This is a genomic window from Salibacterium sp. K-3, assembly GCF_054052005.1.
Genome location: NZ_JBSVZE010000001.1, coordinates 1,019,435 through 1,037,117 on the forward strand (window position 1 = coordinate 1,019,435; position 17,683 = coordinate 1,037,117).

Below are 17,683 nucleotides of genomic sequence, written 5' to 3' on the forward strand. Positions count from 1 at the left end.
TTTTTAATTCAGCTGTCCACAAGATCCGGATCCAGACACTGCACCGCACAGAAACAGTCCAGGTCGACATGGATGCAGTCCCGGGTACGGTTTAATTCATCTATACCGCATAGTGATTCCGGATCCACGCAGCACTTATTAAATTCGATCATGCAGTCTGGGCGAAGCAATGACAATATCGCACAACAGTCTTCTTTGAACACTTTTTCCACACGGAAGAAAACCGTCTGAAAGCAGTCATTTTCACCCAGTGCTCCGATCGCATGAAAATAGGTTCCGTCTTTCTGCTGAAGCAGGAAAGGAACGGTATCCCGGCCGTTATTGTTTCCATTACCGCTTAATAACGTGTTAAAGCAGCTGTTACGGCACTGCCCGCTCATCGATGCTTCCGCTTCATCCTGGGCTTTCTTTATATGAATCAGCGCATCACAAACGCAGTTTTCTTTTTTTCTTTTGTTTTCCATGCGCGCGGCTTCTTCCATTTCTTCTTCTTCTCTTTTCCTACGATTTCCCATGAGATTCCCTCCTTTCCCTATCATTATATAGATACTCTTTTCATATGGTGCGGAGGGTTTTCACCTAAATTCACCATTCACGCAAAATTCTAAAAGAACAGAAAATTAAGACGGAGAAAATTGTTCTTTAAGGCGCTATAATGAATATAATCGTCATTTGTGCAAATAATGGAGGTATGTGACTGATATTGACGAATCACGAATGTTCAGCTTCTGATACGTGCTCTTACAGTGTTTGTAACCTTTCTTCATTTTTCCTAGTCTGTAGGGGATAGTGATTTAAATCCAAATACATTTTAAAAGGAGGAAAAACGTGGATAATAATTTTGGAAAAGGGCTTCAAACGTTTGGTGAATCGTTAAAAGCTCCGGTATTTATTATTTCATTTATTCTGGCCGCGGCGTTTGTCATCGTAGGTATAACACTGCCCGGCTTCGGCGACTATATGAATACTGCCTTTGGCTGGATGACCAGTACACTCGGGTGGGGATTTATACTAGGTGCCAGTGTCTTTCTGGTTGTAACGGTGTATCTGATATTGAGTCCGCTCGGCGAGATCAAACTGGGCGAAGACGGAGAAGAACCGGAATATTCGACCGGCTCCTGGTTTGCAATGCTGTTCAGCGCCGGCATGGGGATCGGCCTGCTCTTCTGGGGTGTTTCCGAACCGCTGAATCATTATAATGCCCCTCCTATTGGTGAAGGAGGAACTGATCAGGCTATACATACCGCCCTGCAATATTCGTTTTTCCACTGGGGTTTTCATCCATGGGCTGTTTATGCCGTGGTTGCGTGTGCACTTGCTTATTTCTCCTACCGCAAAGGGCTGCCGATGCTTTTGAGCTCCACGCTGGAGCCGATTCTCGGTAGAGATAATCTAAACGGTACTTGGGGCAATATCGTGAACATTATCGGTGTGCTTGCTACACTTCTCGGGATTTCCACTTCTCTTGGTCTTGGTGTTATGCAGATCGGCGGAGGCCTGGAGCAGTTATTCGGCATTCCGAATAATAAGGGATTATGGGTCGGTATTGTTGTAGTCGTAACTATTCTTGCGATCATATCGACTTCTACCGGGATCGATAAAGGGATCAAATGGCTCAGCCAGATTAACCTTAGTGTCGCCGGGCTGCTGATGCTTACCGTATTTGTGATCGGTCCGACTTTATTCATTCTGAACGCACTTACCCATTCCACCGGAACGTATCTTCAGAATCTGATTTTCATGTCCTTTGGTATGGATGCAACAAACGGTGACCGAAACGGCTGGTATGAAGCATGGACAATTTTCTACTGGGCCTGGTGGATCGCGTGGTCGCCGTTTGTCGGTTCATTTATCGCCCGTGTTTCACGGGGACGCACCATCCGCAGTTTCTCCATCGGGGTGCTGCTTGTGCCGACGGCTGTCAGCATGGTCTGGTTCAGTGTGTTCGGCGGTGCGGCTCTCTTTAAACAGCATTTTGATGGTGTTAACATTCTGGATGCCGTACTCGAAGATGAAGCACAGGGATTCTTTGCTCTGCTGCAAGAGTTTCCGTTATCCGGGCTGCTGATCGCGGTAGCGATGATTTCCGTTGCTGTGTTCTTTGTGACATCTTCTGACTCTGGTACGTATGTTATCGGCATGCTGACGACCAAAGGGAATCCGAACCCACCGCTTGGCGTCCGTATTACCTGGGGTACCATTGAAGGGCTGTTTGCCATCGTTCTGCTTCTTGCAGGAGGACTGAGTGCCTTGCAGACGGCGTCTTTCCTTGGCGGTTTTCCATTTATGATTGTGATGCTTCTGATGGTATACTGCCTCTTTAAAGCATTGCGTAAAGAACTTCGGGAAGGATCGCTGCCGCTTGAAAGACAGCGGATCTTCGCGGCACTGGAAGACCTTCAGCGCGAAAAGAAGATTGATGAAGATGTCTTCACCGATGAAGCCAATAATGAAACGGACAACGATACCAATAAATAATGTTACGACAAAAAAGGGATGTCTTTTTAAGAGACATCCCTTTTTATACCCCAATCACTCCTGTTCTTGCAGTTTTTGGGCCAGTTCCTGAAGTTTTTCTTCCGGAAGTGTTTGTTCAATATAAGGAAAGATAACTCGTTCTTCCAGGCGGATATGAGTTTCGAGTATTTCTCCGAGTTGGTGCATCTTATCCACCGAAGGTTCAGCGCTCTTAATGATAGATGTCATCAGAGCCCGTATACGGATGTGATCAGTCAGCATCGTTTTGATTTCCGGCAGATCCACCGACTCGTATTCTGCATAAGCCGGCAGCAGGATCTCCTCTTCTTCACGGAAATGCTGTTTTCCACCCGATATCCAGAAATTTTTCACATCGGCTGCAACCTGTTCCATAGAATAACGTGCTTTTTCTGTTTCAACTCGCCGCAGATTAAGAGCTAAAAACAATCCTTCATGATGGTGGTGGGATAGCGAATATAATGATTTGTGTCTTTTTATCCCTTTTTTATCTCCCACAGATCGCCCTCCTTTTTTCAGCAGTCCTGCCTCACAGCAAGTCTTACTGGTAGTATAAATGATAAGCCAGCATGTGCCTATCCACAGGATGTAGAGAACCGGCTTGTTGAAGATGAAGATTCTTGGATTCGTACTGCTTGCCGGCGGTCACAACACAGGCAGATATGGAGGAGACTAATGGCTGCAGCCTTCTCTCTGCTGTGTTGTCCGCACCGGCAAGAAGCATTCGCAGACGGCTTGAGACATAGGGAAGATGTCCGCCGGGGCATCTCCTCTTATCGGTTTGGAAAGCTTGCAAAAAATGGCGAAAAAAGGCACACTAAATGAAGAAGAATTATCGTTCGGCAGCCGACCGGCAGACAAGGAGGAACAGAAATGGATTTTCAAGACGTAATAGATAGGAATCAAACCAATTCCATGAAGTGGGATTTTTATCCGGATCGTTACGGAGCCGACGATCTTTGGCCGATGTGGGTCGCGGATATGGACTTTCAGGCGCCGAAACCTGTACTTGACGCCATGCAGGAAGTGCTCGATCACGGCATATTCGGTTATCACCGCCGGCCGAAACCCCTTTTCGATGCGACATCGGCATGGCTTAAAAAGAGGTTTGACTGGGATGTATCCAACGACCAAATTGTTTTCACTCCCGGTGTGGTACCGGCAATCAGCCACATTATCCAGACCTTCACGGAAAAAGGAGACGGGATTATTATTCAGCCTCCCGTGTACTATCCTTTTTACGCCTTGGTACATAATAACGAACGAACTTTGGCCCGTAATCCTTTAAAAGAAACGGAACAAGGTTTTACGATGGATTTTGAGGATCTGGAGGAAAAAATGAAAGAGGCGGAGATGCTGCTTTTATGCAGTCCCCATAATCCGATCGGCAGGGTATGGACAAAACAGGAACTGTCGAAGGTGGCGGAACTGGCTGAAAAACACCAGGTGCTGGTCGTATCAGACGAAATTCATGCGGATATTGTGCTGGAAGGGGAGCACCTGCCTTTTTCCAAAGTGGCAGCGGAAAACAATGTAGAGACGATCACCTGCCTCGCACCAAGTAAAACATTCAATCTGGCCTCTCTGCAGCTTTCTTATGTTGTGTTTGAAAACGGGGACTCTCAGCAGGCGTATGAGAACCACCTGCAGCGGGAATTTGTCGGCATTGACAATCCATTTGCGAGTGCTGCTGCCGAGGCTGCCTACCGGCACGGCGAAGAATGGCTGGAGCAGATGCTGAACTACGTAAGAGATAATGTTAAGCATATGAGTACGTATATTGAGTCCGCTATGCCTGAAATGAAGGTGATTGAACCGGAAGGCACTTATTTAGTCTGGATCGATATGCGCGGACTGAATATGGGGAACAAAGAAATGGAGCAATGGCTGCGCCGGGATGCGAAGCTTGCTCTTAGTGACGGCCCTATTTTTGGGAGTGAAGGAGCAGGTTTTGTGCGGATGAATGCTGCGTGTCCGCGTGAGACGCTTGATGAAGGCCTGCGCCGCCTGAAAGCCGCCCGTGATCGGATGGGTACTGCATAGAAATTATGCAGTGCCGTGTTATGAACTTTTAAGTAAAAAGTAAATGCATGAAGTTTTTTCTGAGGGCAGGAATTATTGAAAAAAGTATCGAATATATTACCTAGTACAAGATGTTTCGTTCTTTGTCTTAAAGACGTGTAACCTCCTTCAACATTCTGTGCGTATGAAAAGGGGCCTGGTTCATGATGCAAAACGATGTTGCAAAAGAGCTTCAGGAAGAATTTGAAAGCAAGCTTGGACGTATACTGACAGTTGAAGAGAAAGAACTGATCCAATGGATGGCAGACAGCCGGCGGAAGCAAGACAGGGCCGGGATGGAGAAGCGTTTGATGATGAAGGCGGAAAGTTAGGAAATAAAGTGGAGAAGCGGTGAAAAAGCTGTCCCCCAAAGCCCCCTTTTGGAAGACAGCTTTTTTCACTATACGGAGGAAGGAGTAACAGCAGTATGAAAACGTTCCGTCTTGTCTCTTTGACCCTGCTGCTGAAAGCAGAAGAGAATATTGAGCCGTATTATGTTCCATTGAAGGAAGGGTTGATTATAAACAGGGAGGAAAAAGACAGAACCTGGCTGATTGAAGCTGTTCTGCCGCAACAGGAGGATGAACGGTTTCGTTCGAAAATGGACACAGAAGAACAAATGGTGCTTGAAGTTATCATTACCGATCAACATAATGATCCTGCGCTCATGTCGGGGAAAGTGAGACAGATTGTTTCCCTTGAAAAAGATATCAGTGTCATGTTTGACGCGGCCATGGCAGCAGGCAAAGACGATGTGTCCAATTTGATTCTTGAAGAACTGATCGGGGAAGGATATTCGGGAGAAGCGATCCTGTCAGAGTTCACCGACAGGAAGAAAGACCAGGAGAAATGGTCCATACAGGCAGCAGCACGTATTTATGAGGATTTCTCCAGTTTCTCTTCGCGGCAGGATGGAAAGTAGCAACCATTTCAGCGCAATTAAAAAATAAGGACGATCAAAGATGAAAACTTTCACGTTTCGGGATTATTACAACAATGAAGTGGAGCTGGCCTTTGATGCATCTCCGTTTTCCAGCCGGCCGGGTCATGTCTGGGTGATCTGCCGTTTTCAGAAGCAGTGGCTGCTGACCCGCCACCCCCGCCGCGGCCTCGAATTCCCGGGAGGAAAAGTGGAAGCCGGGGAAACAGCGGAACAGGCCGCTGAACGGGAAGTATGGGAAGAAACCGGCGGAATCGTGGAGCATATCACCCAGATCGGTCAGTATAAAGTAAAAGGCCGGGCGGAAACGATTGTAAAAAATGTCTATTTTGCCGATGTCCATAAAATAGAGGGAAAATCAGATTATATGGAAACGATGGGACCGGTTCGTATCCGTTATCTTCCGCGGAATCCGGGCGGAAATTATAGTTTCATCATGAAAGATGATGTCCTGCCTAAAGCACTGCAGCAGATAAAAGAAAGAAAACTTATCGGCCCTTCCGACGGATTTTCCGACTGATTAAGAATCGTTCCACCGCCTCAATGCTTTTATACATAACAGCGGCCAGTACGGCAATGATGAGCAGGCTGAGCATGACCTGCCGGAACTGAAACACCTGAAAACCGTAGATAATCAGGTAACCGAGCCCCTGCTCGGCAACAAGAAATTCACCGACAATAACCCCTACCCATGCCAATCCGACGTTTACCTTCATCGTGGAAATAATCGTTGGATAGCAGGCAGGCAGCACGGCATACTGAAACAACTGCTTTTTGGTGGCTCCGAACGTTAGAAGCACTTTTCTGTAGTTGTCGTCCACTTGTCGAAACGCATGGTACACGACAATGGTTGTAATAACAATCGAAAGCAGACAGGCCATGGCGATAACAGAAGGAATCCCGGGCCCGAAAACAACAATAATAATGGGGCCTAGTGCCACTTTCGGCATGGCGTTCAGGATGACAAGGTAAGGGTCGAATACCCTGGAAAAAAAGGGGGACCACCAAAGCAGAAAAGCAGTCACTGTACCCCCTGCCGTCCCGAGCAGAAATCCGGCAGTTGTTTCAGATAAGGTGACAGAAGCATGAACGAGCAGCGAGCCGTCGCTTATCTTTTCAATGAACAATAGTCCGATCTGACTGGGCATGCTGAAAATGAGGGGGTCCAGCCAAGCCGCCCGCGCCAGGGTTTCCCATACGGCGAAAAACAAGACGGCAAACAATAATTGGGCACTGACAATCCGGCGTTTCTGCCTTGTTTTCTGCTGAAGGTACCGATTATGTTGAGTCTGGATATTGTGTTTCAACATTCTCCAACTCCTTCCATATTTGCTGGAAGTAAGAGTGAAAGGAGGGGTGATTCCTGGATTCAAAGGGAGAACGGCTTCGAAATGTTTCCGGGACATCAAACGTCTGATAGAGGGTGCCGGGATTGGACGCTAACAGAAATATGCGGTCTGACATGGCAATGGCTTCGCTGATATCGTGGGTGACAAGAACGGCGGTCTTCTGCTGTGCCTGCAGCGTTCCGGCGACAAGATCCTCCAATTTCAGTTTGGTCTGGTAATCCAGAGCGGAAAAAGGTTCATCCAGCAGCAGCAGAGACGGATCCGGAGCAAGCATGCGGACCAGCGCGGCCCGCTGCCGCATGCCGCCGGACAGTTCAGAAGGAAAGGCATCTGCTTTATCTTTCAGTCCGAGCTCCTCCAGCAGGTTCATCGTGCTTTCCGTTTTTCCGGAGTCATGCATACCTGTAATAACCAGACCCAGTTCCACGTTTTCACGGATGGTGAGCCAGGGGAACAAGTAATCTTCCTGCAGCATATACCCGGTTTCTTTCGAATAGCCGGACATTTTCCGGTTATGCATAAAAATGGCTCCGGATGTGGGTTCTAACAGACCGGCCATCATCGATAACAGTGTGGTTTTACCGCAGCCGCTCGGACCAATCAGGGAAACGAATTCTCCATCCCTGATGGTAAGGGAAATATCGGCAACTGCCCGCACTGCGTGTTCGTCCGTGAAATATATTTTTTCGATTTCCTTGAGCCGAAGCATGATGCCTCCTCCTTTTATTCCTCCATAACGGCTTCTGCTGTTTTCGTATCTACATATTTTTCGTAATCCGACCGTTCCGGAAGTTCTCCAGCTTCTTCCATAATATTCTGCAGGTTGTTCCAGGCTTCTTCCGGAAGCAGCGGGGTTTTGGCATAAGAATGCTGGCTGCGGTACCGCTCGGCCGCATCGGCAATAACCGTTTCCGGCGTGTCATCAAAGTAAGGAGCGAGCACTTTCCCTATTTCCTCCGGAGGTGCTTCATAGATCCATTGCTGTGCCTCATACAGCGCACGTGTGAAACGTTCAGCTGTTTCTCCGTCGTCTTCAAAAAAGCTTTGTTTTGCCATAAATACCGTGTAAGGAAGAGGCCCGGATTCTTCTCCGAACGAGGCGGCGATGTGGGCAATTCCTTCCTGTTCAAATTTGGTGGCCTGAGGTTCGAAAAGCTGTACATAATCCCCTGTTCCGGAGGCAAAGGCGTTGGCGATATTGGCGAAATCCACGTTCTGTATCAGTTCCAGATCCTGATTTGGATTGATATCATGCTGTTTTAATACGTATTCTCCCGTCATCTGCGGCATACCGCCTTTACGCTGTCCGAGAAAAACCGAGCCTTTCAGGTCCTCCCACTGGAAATCCTCCGGTTCTTCCCGTGCCATTAAAAAGGTGCCGTCGGTTTGGGTGAGCATGGCAAAATTAATAACAGGTTCCGCGGGGTCCTGGGCATTAACATAGATCGAGGTTTCCGCACCGACAAGCGCTGCGTCCGCACCGTCCGACAGCAGGGCGGTCATGGTTTTATCGCCGCCCCAGGTTGTAGTCAGCTCTATATTTATGTTTTCCTCTTCAAAAAACCCCTTTTCGACAGCGGCATACAATGGTGCGTAGAAAATAGACCGGGTAACTTCGGCGACTTCAACAGTGGTGGTATCGTCCTGCTGGAAGGAGCAGCCGGCAAGAACCATTCCGGCGATCAGCACACCGCAAAGCAGGCTCCGTATCCTTTTTTTCATCATTTCCACCTCCTTGTAATGCATCCTATGACAAAAGCCTGCACCCCGTGCTCAAGCGGAATAAAAAACAGTCCCGGAGGTTATGTCCCCGGGACTGTTTGAATCTATTTTGGTATATGCGGATTATTAATAACCTGCTGCTTCAGCGGTCTGGACTGAGGGACCTGCATCTTTCACAGCGTCTGATACGTTCGTGAAGGAGTGGAAATTTTCTTCGAAAAGACGAGCCAGCTCTTTGGCTTTTTCCATATACGCTTCTTTGTCTTTCCATGTCGAAGCCGGGTGCAAAAGCTCATCCGGTACGCCCGGGCACTGCAGTGGAATGTGCAGGCCGAAGACGGGCTCCCGCATTGTTTCAGATGACTGCAGATCTCCTTCCAACGCTGCCTGAATCATGGCACGCGTGTAGGACAGATCCATCCGTCTGCCGACCCCGTAAGGACCGCCGGACCATCCTGTATTGACAAGAAACACCTCTGTTCCGTGCTGCTCCATCTTGTCTCCCAGCATTTCCGCATAGACGGAAGCATCAAGCGGCAGAAACGGCGACCCAAAGCAGGTGGAAAAGGTGGCCTGTGGTTCGGTGATCCCGCGTTCGGTACCGGCCAGTTTGCTCGTGTAACCGCTCAGAAAATGATACATCGCCTGCTCTTTCGTAAGCCGGCTGATCGGCGGAAGAACGCCGAATGCATCAGCCGTAAGAAAAATGATGGTCGACGGATGCCCGGAGCGGCTTGTTTCCAGAGCGTTTGGAATATTGTCCAGCGGGTAGGCGGCGCGTGTGTTTTCAGTTAAAGCAGTGTGTGTGTAATCAGGAACGCCCGAGTCCGGATCGACATGGACATTTTCCAGCACCGTTCCAAAACGGATCGCGTTCCAGATCTGAGGTTCCTTTTCCTGTGACAAGTTCACGCATTTGGCGTAACATCCGCCTTCGATGTTAAAGATGCCGTTATCAGACCAGCCATGTTCATCATCCCCGATCAGGTACCGGTTAGGGTCAGCGGACAGCGTCGTTTTTCCCGTCCCGGAAAGACCAAAGAAAAGCGCGGCGTCTCCTTCTTCTCCCACGTTGGCTGAACAATGCATAGGCAGCACATCCTGCTCAGGGAGAAGGTAATTCATCACGGAAAAAATAGACTTCTTCATTTCACCGGCATATTCCGTGCCGCCGATCAACACAACCCGTTCTTCAAAAGATATGATTATAAACGTTTCCGAAGAAGTGCCGTCGCGCTCCGGATCCGCCTTGAACTGCGGTGCACTGATAATCGTAAAAGGCTCCCGGCCGGTTTCATTTTCAGGACTGCCGGAGCGGAGAAACAGCTGCCGGGCAAACAGATTATGCCAGGCGTATTCATTAATGACACGTATCGGCAGCTGGTAGGAAGAGTCTGCGCCGGCCGACCCGTTTGTGACGAAAAGTTCTTTTTGGCTTTTTAAATGATGGAGGACCTGGTCATACAGTGACGTGAACACTTCTCTGCTGATCGGGCGGTTTACTTCCCCCCAGTCGATACGTCCGCGGGAGGTGCTGTCGTCCACGATAAACTTGTCTTTCGGGGACCGGCCTGTATATTTTCCTGTCTCCACAGAGAGGGCCCCGTTGGAAGTAAGGACACCTTCCCGGCGGAACAGAGAAGCTTCCACCAAACGGGAAACAGGGAGGTCCATATTCACGTTTTCTCCTTGGAGCAGACGGGTTAGGGAGGTGGAAAGACGAGTCGACATCATGGCGGAAAATCCTTTCTTTGATCAAATTATTATCTTAATTACAAATTAGTATAACACATTTCATTAAACAGTCTATACTTTTTATTATAAAATGTTATTCTTTTCTCAAATTCCAGGCAGTCAATCCATATTTTTAATATGTTATACTAAAAGAAATGAAGGCAGGAGGGTTAGCTTTGAATCATGAACCAGCCATCGTCGTTTTTTATGACCAGAGCTGCGGCATCTGCAGAGAGTCAAAACGAATCATAGAAAAAGGGGACCGGACAGGAAAAATTATCTGGCGGGATATTCAGGAACCTGGTATATTAGAAGACTACCCATTTTTAAAAGGGCGGAATGTACAGGAAGCGATGCATATGCTTGAGAACGGAACCTATCTTTATACCGGTTTTGCCGCCGTGAAACGACTCATACAGCTGCTCCCAGCCGGAAAGTGGGTATCGCCGCTTTTGCAGCTGCCGGGAGTGGACTGTGCAGGCAGGAGAGTGTACAGGCTGGTAGCACGCAACCGCCACAGACTGTCCGGAAAGTCATGCAGTTCGGGAACGTGCGGTGTTCCCGGCGCCTGATTTGACAGGGAACCTGTTCTGCGTTACGATAGACTGCGAACGGATACTCTTATCCCGAGATGGTGGAGGGACAGGCCCATTGAAGCCCGGCAACCATCCTCTGTTACAGAGGCAAAGGTGCTAACCTGGAAAGACGGAATAACGTCTTGGAAGATAAGAGGCGAAAAAGGTGAACGGATCGAGACCCCTTTTCCTCGCCATGGAAAAAGGGGTCTTTATGTTTTCAGCTGACAGGAACACTGTTTACGCCTGCTCGTCTTTAATAGGAAAGATAGGGGAATGAGTGCCGTAAGAATCTAGTACGAAGAGGGGGCAGTACACGTGTCAACCGATGGACGACGTTTATTTACATCAGAATCAGTAACAGAAGGTCATCCGGATAAGATCTGCGACCAGATCTCCGATGCCATTCTGGATGAAATTATATCGAAGGATCCCAACGCACGGGTGGCGTGCGAAACGGTGGTGAATACCGGCCTTGTTCTGGTAGCCGGCGAGATCACAACCTCAACATACGTTGATATTCCGAGTATCGTGAGGGATACTCTGAAAAAAATAGGCTATACAAGAGCCAAGTATGGATTTGACCACGAAACGTGTTCTGTCCTGACATCGATTGATGAACAGTCAGCCGATATCGCTCAGGGAGTGGACCATGCTCTGGAAGCAAGGGAAGGGCAGATGACCGAAAATGAACTGGAGGCGATTGGTGCCGGAGACCAGGGATTGATGTTCGGCTATGCCGATAATGAAACACCGGAGTTAATGCCGCTTCCGATTTCTTTATCCCATAAGCTGGCGCGCCGCCTGACGGAAGTGAGGAATGAAGGGGTTGTTCCTTATCTGCGCCCGGACGGCAAAACCCAGGTGACTATTGAATACGGAGAAGATGGGAAGCCGCTGCGGGTGGAAACGATTGTGATATCCACCCAGCATCATGCTAAGGTATCGTTGGCCGAAATTGACAAAGACCTGAAAGAACATGTCATTTACCCGGTGGTTCCGGAACACCTTCTGGATGAAGAAACGAATTATTTCATTAATCCGACCGGCCGCTTTGTGATCGGCGGACCACAGGGGGATGCCGGATTGACCGGAAGAAAAATCATTGTGGATACGTACGGTGGGTTTGCCCGTCACGGCGGCGGAGCTTTTTCCGGCAAAGATGCAACAAAAGTGGACCGTTCCGCATCTTACGCCGCCCGTTATGCTGCCAAAAATATTGTCGCTGCAGGTCTTGCTGAAAAATGTGAAGTGCAGCTCGCCTATGCAATCGGCGTTGCCCGGCCTGTATCGATTTCGGTGGAAACGTTTGGTACTGAGGAAGTTCCCGAGCATGTACTTGCCGATCTTGTGCGGAACAACTTTGATCTGCGGCCTGCCGGCATTATCAAAATGCTCGACCTCCGCCGTCCTATTTACCGGCAGACTGCCGCGTACGGCCATTTCGGCAGAACAGATGTCGAACTTCCCTGGGAAGCAGTCGATAAAGCCGAAACACTCAAGGCCCAGGCAGGAGAAGTGACATAAAACAGGCCGGAACAAAATAACACGGAGTAAATAAAAACCCGGACGATGGTCTGTCATGCTGCTTAAAGAAGCCGACATCGTTCGGGTCTTTGGTGTGCAGCCGCCGGGATGCTGGGAAGCAGAAGCGTACCGGAAGCGGTGCAGTCACAGGATGCCGGGTACACTGGATGACCGCATGGTACCGTTAGTATCCACAAGGGATGTCCTTGAGGATACTATGACTCTTTCACCGGTGCCTAGTGGCTCCAAGCCATCCACTCGATACCACTATGGTCGAATGTTAACGACGTAGTGTCCGCAAGACGTCATCCTGCGGATACTATACCTTTCATTTCAGGCTGCTGATGGACAAAGCGCCAGCTGATTTGCACAAAAGGAGGGGTTGAACAAAACGCTTCCAACTATCCTTTCGGACACTCGAGCCGGGTTCTTTTTGTCATTCGTATGTCGGGGGACGTACCGCTTTGTTCCATTCCCTTTTACATTCATCGTGGGAATGGGTTCACCATCGCCCGGTCTCTTCTTTATAATATCTGGCTTTTTCTACATAGGACTGTTGAATACGATGCATTTCCTTCAGGTCTTCATCGGTAAGATCACGCACAACCCGCGCTGGGCTTCCGAGGGCCAGCGTCCGCGGTGGAATGACTTTGCCCGGAGGAACGAGAGTGCCGGCGCCGATAAAGGCTTCCTCGCCGATTTCCGCGCGGTCAAGAATCTGGGAGCCCATGCCGATCAGCGCATTTTTCCGGATAATGGCACTATGTAAAATAACCATATGCCCAATCGTGACGTCATCTTCTAGAATAAGGGGATTTTTCGGGCTTTGGTGAAGGACGGACTGATCCTGGATATTCACACCGCTTCCGATAATGGTCGGTGCTACATCACCGCGGATGACCGCGTTAAACCAGACACTGGATTCTTCCCCGATTTTCACATCGCCGGTAATGGTCGTATAGTCGGCAATATAAGCTGAATCCGCAATTTCCGGGAACTTCCCTTTGTAGTGATAGAGCATGTCGAAACCTCCTGCTCATTCATAGAATTTTCCTTTCTTTAATGTAAGTTTAGCAAAAATCATAGTAAAATGGATAGTGCAGGAGATCGGGATTTTCTGCATAGCAGGAAAGGCAGGAATGACAGATGTTAAAAACGTGGTTAACGGATAATGCCCGGGGCACTATAATCATAATACACGGAGCCGGTGAGCATCACGGCCGTTACCGCGGATGGATCAGCCGTCTGAACAGCTCGGGCTTTCATGTGATAAGCGGGGATCTGCCTGGGCATGGGAAAACAAGAGGAAAAAGAGGGCACATCGACCGGTTCGATCAGTACATAGAAACACTGTACAGCTGGTATAAAGAAGCGGCTTCCCTTCATCTGCCGGTTTTTCTGCTGGGGCACAGCATGGGAGGCTTAATCACTGTGCGGACATTAATGGAAAAATATGTACCAGTTCAGGGTGTCATTCTCACCTCCCCGTGTCTGGGGCTGTATGACTACCCAAATAAAGCGGCGGATATCACCGCGAAAATGATGCACCGCGTGGTTCCGTCCTGGCGTTCGGATTCGGGTGTAACGGCGGAGCGGTTGACAAGAGATTCGGACACACGGGCGGCATACCGGCAGGATGACCTAATCGTATCAACGGTAACGCTGCGGTGGTACAAGGAGCTGACAAAAGCGGTGAAACAGAGTCAGCTCTATACGGATCGTTATCCGGATGTATCCACTCTTGTCATGCAGGCCGGACAGGATTATGTTGTGGATGCGTCTGCCGTGCGGCGCTGGTTTAGCCAGCTTGGCATCTCAGATTGTGCCTATCGTGAATGGAAAGGATTATATCATGAACTGCTGCAGGAACCGGAGAGAGAAGAAGTGTTTCGGTTCATGATGCATTTTGTGGAGCAGCGCCTGGAAACAAAGAAGAAGGAAGAAGGAGGATCACAGTGAAGGTTCCAACCACACCATGGACGATGATGTATCATATTTACCGGGAAATCATTCCGGATGTGCACCGGCTGCTTGGAGAGTGGCGGAAGAAAGCAGAAGAAATCCCGAATACTGAACTTCGGAAACAGGCCCTGGACAGCATCGAAAACAAGGCTTTCCATTGTGAAGGCGGCGCTGTTTATGCCATGTTTACCTCTGATGAAAAGAGACGGGAGAATCTGCTGCGTTTTATTATTGCCTACCAGACAATCTGCGATTATCTGGATGGGCTCTGTGACTGGAGCGAATCTCAGAATCCCGATGATTTTCAGATGCTTCACCAGGCATTAAAGCATGCCCTTGCACCGGGCAGCGACGTGCAGAACTACTACATGTACCGTGAAGATCAGGATGACGGCGGATATTTGAAAGCATTAGTGGAAACCTGTCAGGAAACACTGGTGGAGCTTCCGGGTTTCTGGAGCGCACAGGAATACATGGAAGAGCTCTCTCTTTATTACAGAACCCTGCAGGTGCATAAGCACGTCCAGAAAGAAGATCGGATTCCGAGGCTGACGGCCTGGTTTGAAGAGATGAAACCCATTCTTCCGGATATCGAGTGGTACGAATTTAATGCCTGTACCGGCTCTACTCTCGGCATTTTCGCTTTGGGAGCGTATGCTTCAAGATCCCATATGGCAGAAATACAGGCCCGTTCCATAAAATCCGCGTATTTTCCTTATGTCCAGGGTGTTCATATCCTGCTTGATTATTTCATTGATCAGCAGGAAGATATTGCCGATGATGAGCTGAATTTCTGTGCGCAGTACGACGATGAAGAAAAGATGGTGGAGCGGGTCCGTTTCTTTAAAAAAGAGGCGGAGCGGAGTGTACGGAAATTACCGGATGCCGCGTTTCATTCTCTGGTTGTGAAAGGGCTGTTTGCCATTTACCTGGCGGATGAAAAAGTACAGACAGATCTGTCGATGAAAAAAACGGCAAAGCGTTTCATCCGTTTCGGCGGCTTGCCGGCTGCTTTCTTCTATGTGAATACGTGGATGTACCGGCGGAACTCAAAGGATGTATATGGAGGAAAATAAAGAAAAGCAGCGGCTTCATGAGGAAGCGGCTGCTTTTTCGATAACGGTGAGCTCACCTGTTTCAGGGGAGATGGCAAGTCCATGAACGGGAGTTCCTGCTGGAAGGAGCGGGTGGTTTCGAATAATGCCGGCGCTGTTTCTGACATTCTCTTCGACGTCGTTGAATCCGTGCATCCATTTGTCCAGGTCGATACCGGCATAGGCTGCTTCCTCCAGACGAGCTGTATCGGCCCCGCGTGCTTCAGCCTGATCAAAAATGGCATCCGATGTCAGTCCGGTCATGCCGCAGCCGTAATGCCCGATCACTGCGACTTCTTCGGCCTGAAGGGCATACAATGCCACAATGATGCTCCGCATAATGCTGTCATACGGATCTGTAACCATAGCCCCGGCGTTTTTAATAATTTTTGCATCTCCGTTTTTGAGATTGAGGGCCCGTGGAAGCAACTCAATCAGGCGGGTATCCATGCATGTCAGAATAACGATTTTTTTGTCCGGGAATTTCGACGTCTGCATGGGTTCATATTCTTTACTGGATACAAATTTTTCATTAAAGGAAAGTATGGAATCGATAACTGTCATGTTCATTCACTTCCTATCTTTTTTCAAAAATTAGTAAAAAGGGCGGGTTGTTGACCTGATTCATAAATTCATAGCGGAGCACCTGGACCTTCTTCTGTGAAAGCTCCGATGCATATGCTTCGAGTCTGTCTTTTTCGATTTTTCCTTCGGGATGTCCTGGATAAACGACAACAAAGATGAGGCTTCCACTTTTCATGATATCAAGCAGACCTGAGACAGCCTGTATCGTCGTTTCGGCCCGGGTGGTGACGGTTTTGTCACCCCCGGGAAGATACCCGAGATTGAAAACGGCCGTCTTCAGTTTCTGCCGGCTGTCTTCCGGTATACGGGAAGCCGCGTTCTCATGTCCTTCCGGAACGAGAATGGTCCGTTCAAGCAGATGGTGGTCTATTAGCAGCTGTTTTGTCTGCTTGAGGGCCTGCTTCTGAATATCAAAACTATATACGCTGCCTGTACCACCTACACACCGGGCAAGATGGAGAGTGTCCTTCCCGTTGCCCGCCGTGGCATCGATGGCGGTATCCCCATCTTCAAGAGAACGTTCGATCCATTCTTTCGCAAACGTCAGCACGTTGGGAAGCGTCATCGCGACAGTGCCGCCTCCGGCTGATAATATCTGCCCTGCCAGCTGTTGCGGCGTTCCAGCTCGGCATCAATCGCGTTCAGAACCTCCCATTTATTCAGGCTCCACATTGGTCCGATCAAAAGATCCGCCGGTCCGTCGCCGGTAAGGCGGTGGATCACCATATCCGGAGGAAGCAGTTCAATCTGGTTTACAACAAGATTCACGTACTCCTCCATGTCCATAAATTCGAGAAGTCCCTGTTCATATTGATGCACCATCGGTGTGTGCTTAAGCAGATGGAGGAGATGAATCTTAATGCCCTGGACATCCAGTTTCGCAACTTCCGCCGCGGTCTCTTTCATCATCTCATGGGTTTCCTGCGGAAGCCCGTCGATAATATGGGAGCAGACCCGGATGCCGTGTGCGCGGAGTTTGTTCACTCCTTCTTTGTAACATTCAAAGTCGTGCGCCCGGTTGATAAGTTCAGCTGTGCTTTCATGAACGGTCTGCAGGCCGAGTTCGACCCAGAGATACGTACGTTCATTTAATTCAGCAAGATACTCCACGACATCATCCGGAAGACAGTCGGGACGGGTGGCAATGGCAAGACCGACAACACCATCCTGTTCGAGAATAACTTCAAACATTTCCCGCAGCTCTTCCACCGGTGCATACGTGTTGCTGAAAGCCTGGAAATAACCGATATATTTACCGTTTTTCCATTTTTGGTGCATACGGTCTTTAATCTCGTGAAACTGTGTCACGAGGTCATCCTTCCGGTCACCGGCGAAATCGCCGGAACCCCGGGCGGAACAGAACGTGCATCCCCCGGAAGCTGCCTGGCCGTCCCGGTTCGGACAGGTAAAGCCTCCATCGAGAGGAATTTTAAAAATCTTTTCGCCGAAATGTTCCCGAAGGTGGTAGTTCCATGTATGATACCTTTTTTCTCCCCATTTCAGAGGATGGGTTTCCTGTTCATCGAGCGCCATGATTGAATCTCTCCTTCTACACGCTATACTACTGTATTTTAGCACGTTTCACTGTTTCGTCCAAACAGACACCCGCAGGCTTCAAGATAACTCTGATATATGATA

General features: G+C 49.0%; 20 protein-coding genes and 1 riboswitch. Of the genes, 10 read left to right on the top strand and 10 right to left on the bottom strand.

Features of this window, described 5'->3' with window-relative positions:
* Window positions 1-8 precede the first annotated feature (8 nt).
* On the bottom strand, window positions 9-515 hold the full coding sequence (locus ACW9JV_RS04915) for a CotY/CotZ family spore coat protein (RefSeq protein WP_457331928.1): 507 nt from the start codon (window positions 513-515) through the stop codon (window positions 9-11).
* 313 nt (window positions 516-828) lie between these two features.
* On the opposite strand from ACW9JV_RS04915, the gene ACW9JV_RS04920 reads away from it, so the two are divergent.
* Entirely contained in the window at window positions 829-2,478 is a 1,650-nt protein-coding gene (locus ACW9JV_RS04920; RefSeq protein WP_457331930.1) for a BCCT family transporter, read from the top strand.
* A gap of 54 nt (window positions 2,479-2,532) precedes the next feature.
* On the opposite strand, the gene ACW9JV_RS04925 is transcribed toward ACW9JV_RS04920, so the two are convergent.
* On the bottom strand, window positions 2,533-2,994 hold the full coding sequence (locus ACW9JV_RS04925) for a hemerythrin domain-containing protein (protein WP_457331932.1): 462 nt from the start codon (window positions 2,992-2,994) through the stop codon (window positions 2,533-2,535).
* Between the two features lie 375 nt (window positions 2,995-3,369).
* Here ACW9JV_RS04925 and ACW9JV_RS04930 point away from each other — a divergent pair, with 375 nt between their 5' ends.
* The 4 genes from ACW9JV_RS04930 (at window position 3,370) to ytkD (ending at window position 6,017) form a co-directional block, all read left to right on the top strand.
* Window positions 3,370-4,539, top strand: a complete 1,170-nt coding sequence (locus tag ACW9JV_RS04930) for a MalY/PatB family protein (protein ID WP_457331934.1) — start codon at window positions 3,370-3,372, stop codon at window positions 4,537-4,539.
* Between the two features lie 182 nt (window positions 4,540-4,721).
* Window positions 4,722-4,889: a hypothetical protein gene (locus ACW9JV_RS04935; protein WP_457331936.1), complete on the top strand. Its 168-nt coding sequence runs from the start codon at window positions 4,722-4,724 to the stop codon at window positions 4,887-4,889.
* Between the two features lie 95 nt (window positions 4,890-4,984).
* Entirely contained in the window at window positions 4,985-5,479 is a 495-nt protein-coding gene (locus tag ACW9JV_RS04940) for a YwpF family protein (protein WP_457331938.1), read from the top strand.
* A 40-nt stretch (window positions 5,480-5,519) separates the two neighbouring features.
* Window positions 5,520-6,017 (top strand): RNA deprotection pyrophosphohydrolase, encoded by a 498-nt coding sequence (ytkD, locus tag ACW9JV_RS04945; protein WP_457331940.1) that lies wholly within the window; start codon window positions 5,520-5,522, stop codon window positions 6,015-6,017.
* On the opposite strand, the gene ACW9JV_RS04950 is transcribed toward ytkD, so the two are convergent.
* The 4 genes from ACW9JV_RS04950 to pckA form a co-directional block, all read right to left on the bottom strand.
* Entirely contained in the window at window positions 5,986-6,807 is an 822-nt protein-coding gene (locus tag ACW9JV_RS04950) for an ABC transporter permease (protein ID WP_457331942.1), read from the bottom strand. The two genes, ytkD and ACW9JV_RS04950, sit on opposite strands and share 32 nt — an antisense overlap.
* The gene (locus tag ACW9JV_RS04955; RefSeq protein WP_457331944.1) at window positions 6,776-7,555 is read right to left on the bottom strand and encodes an ABC transporter ATP-binding protein; all 780 of its coding nucleotides are present in this window, start codon (window positions 7,553-7,555) and stop codon (window positions 6,776-6,778) included. Before ACW9JV_RS04955 ends, ACW9JV_RS04950 begins: the two co-directional genes overlap by 32 nt.
* 14 nt (window positions 7,556-7,569) lie before the next feature.
* Window positions 7,570-8,568, bottom strand: coding sequence for an ABC transporter substrate-binding protein (locus ACW9JV_RS04960; protein ID WP_457331946.1), 999 nt, complete (start codon window positions 8,566-8,568; stop codon window positions 7,570-7,572).
* Window positions 8,569-8,694: 126 nt separating this feature from the next.
* Complete coding sequence (gene pckA, locus ACW9JV_RS04965) at window positions 8,695-10,302, bottom strand: phosphoenolpyruvate carboxykinase (ATP) (RefSeq protein ID WP_457331948.1); 1,608 nt, start codon at window positions 10,300-10,302, stop codon at window positions 8,695-8,697.
* 176 nt (window positions 10,303-10,478) lie between these two features.
* Between pckA and ACW9JV_RS04970 the strand changes: the two genes are divergently transcribed.
* The 3 genes from ACW9JV_RS04970 (at window position 10,479) to ACW9JV_RS04980 (ending at window position 12,696) form a co-directional block, all read left to right on the top strand.
* Complete coding sequence (locus ACW9JV_RS04970) at window positions 10,479-10,874, top strand: thiol-disulfide oxidoreductase DCC family protein (protein WP_457331950.1); 396 nt, start codon at window positions 10,479-10,481, stop codon at window positions 10,872-10,874.
* 46 nt (window positions 10,875-10,920) lie between these two features.
* Window positions 10,921-11,034: riboswitch (SAM riboswitch) on the top strand.
* 161 nt (window positions 11,035-11,195) lie between these two features.
* A complete protein-coding gene (gene metK, locus ACW9JV_RS04975) occupies window positions 11,196-12,404 on the top strand; it encodes a methionine adenosyltransferase (protein WP_457331952.1) in 1,209 nt (402 codons plus the stop codon).
* A 55-nt stretch (window positions 12,405-12,459) separates the two neighbouring features.
* Window positions 12,460-12,696, top strand: coding sequence for a hypothetical protein (locus ACW9JV_RS04980; RefSeq protein WP_457331954.1), 237 nt, complete (start codon window positions 12,460-12,462; stop codon window positions 12,694-12,696).
* Between the two features lie 210 nt (window positions 12,697-12,906).
* Here ACW9JV_RS04980 and ACW9JV_RS04985 read toward each other — a convergent pair whose 3' ends face one another.
* Window positions 12,907-13,425, bottom strand: coding sequence for a gamma carbonic anhydrase (locus ACW9JV_RS04985; protein WP_457331956.1), 519 nt, complete (start codon window positions 13,423-13,425; stop codon window positions 12,907-12,909).
* A 125-nt stretch (window positions 13,426-13,550) separates the two neighbouring features.
* Between ACW9JV_RS04985 and ACW9JV_RS04990 the strand changes: the two genes are divergently transcribed.
* Both ACW9JV_RS04990 and ACW9JV_RS04995 read left to right on the top strand, forming a co-directional pair.
* Complete coding sequence (locus ACW9JV_RS04990) at window positions 13,551-14,363, top strand: alpha/beta hydrolase (protein ID WP_457331958.1); 813 nt, start codon at window positions 13,551-13,553, stop codon at window positions 14,361-14,363.
* Complete coding sequence (locus tag ACW9JV_RS04995; RefSeq protein ID WP_457331960.1) at window positions 14,360-15,442, top strand: tetraprenyl-beta-curcumene synthase family protein; 1,083 nt, start codon at window positions 14,360-14,362, stop codon at window positions 15,440-15,442. Before ACW9JV_RS04990 ends, ACW9JV_RS04995 begins: the two co-directional genes overlap by 4 nt.
* Before the next feature lie 15 nt (window positions 15,443-15,457).
* Here ACW9JV_RS04995 and ACW9JV_RS05000 read toward each other — a convergent pair whose 3' ends face one another.
* The 3 genes from ACW9JV_RS05000 to ACW9JV_RS05010 are packed head-to-tail and all read right to left on the bottom strand — an operon-like array spanning window position 15,458 to window position 17,578.
* On the bottom strand, window positions 15,458-16,024 hold the full coding sequence (locus ACW9JV_RS05000; protein ID WP_457331962.1) for a beta-class carbonic anhydrase: 567 nt from the start codon (window positions 16,022-16,024) through the stop codon (window positions 15,458-15,460).
* A 13-nt stretch (window positions 16,025-16,037) separates the two neighbouring features.
* On the bottom strand, window positions 16,038-16,610 hold the full coding sequence (locus tag ACW9JV_RS05005; RefSeq protein ID WP_457331964.1) for a class I SAM-dependent methyltransferase: 573 nt from the start codon (window positions 16,608-16,610) through the stop codon (window positions 16,038-16,040).
* Window positions 16,607-17,578, bottom strand: a complete 972-nt coding sequence (locus ACW9JV_RS05010) for a TIGR01212 family radical SAM protein (protein WP_457331966.1) — start codon at window positions 17,576-17,578, stop codon at window positions 16,607-16,609. The genes ACW9JV_RS05005 and ACW9JV_RS05010 overlap by 4 nt, the downstream gene beginning before the upstream one ends.
* Between the last annotated feature and the right edge of the window lie 105 nt (window positions 17,579-17,683).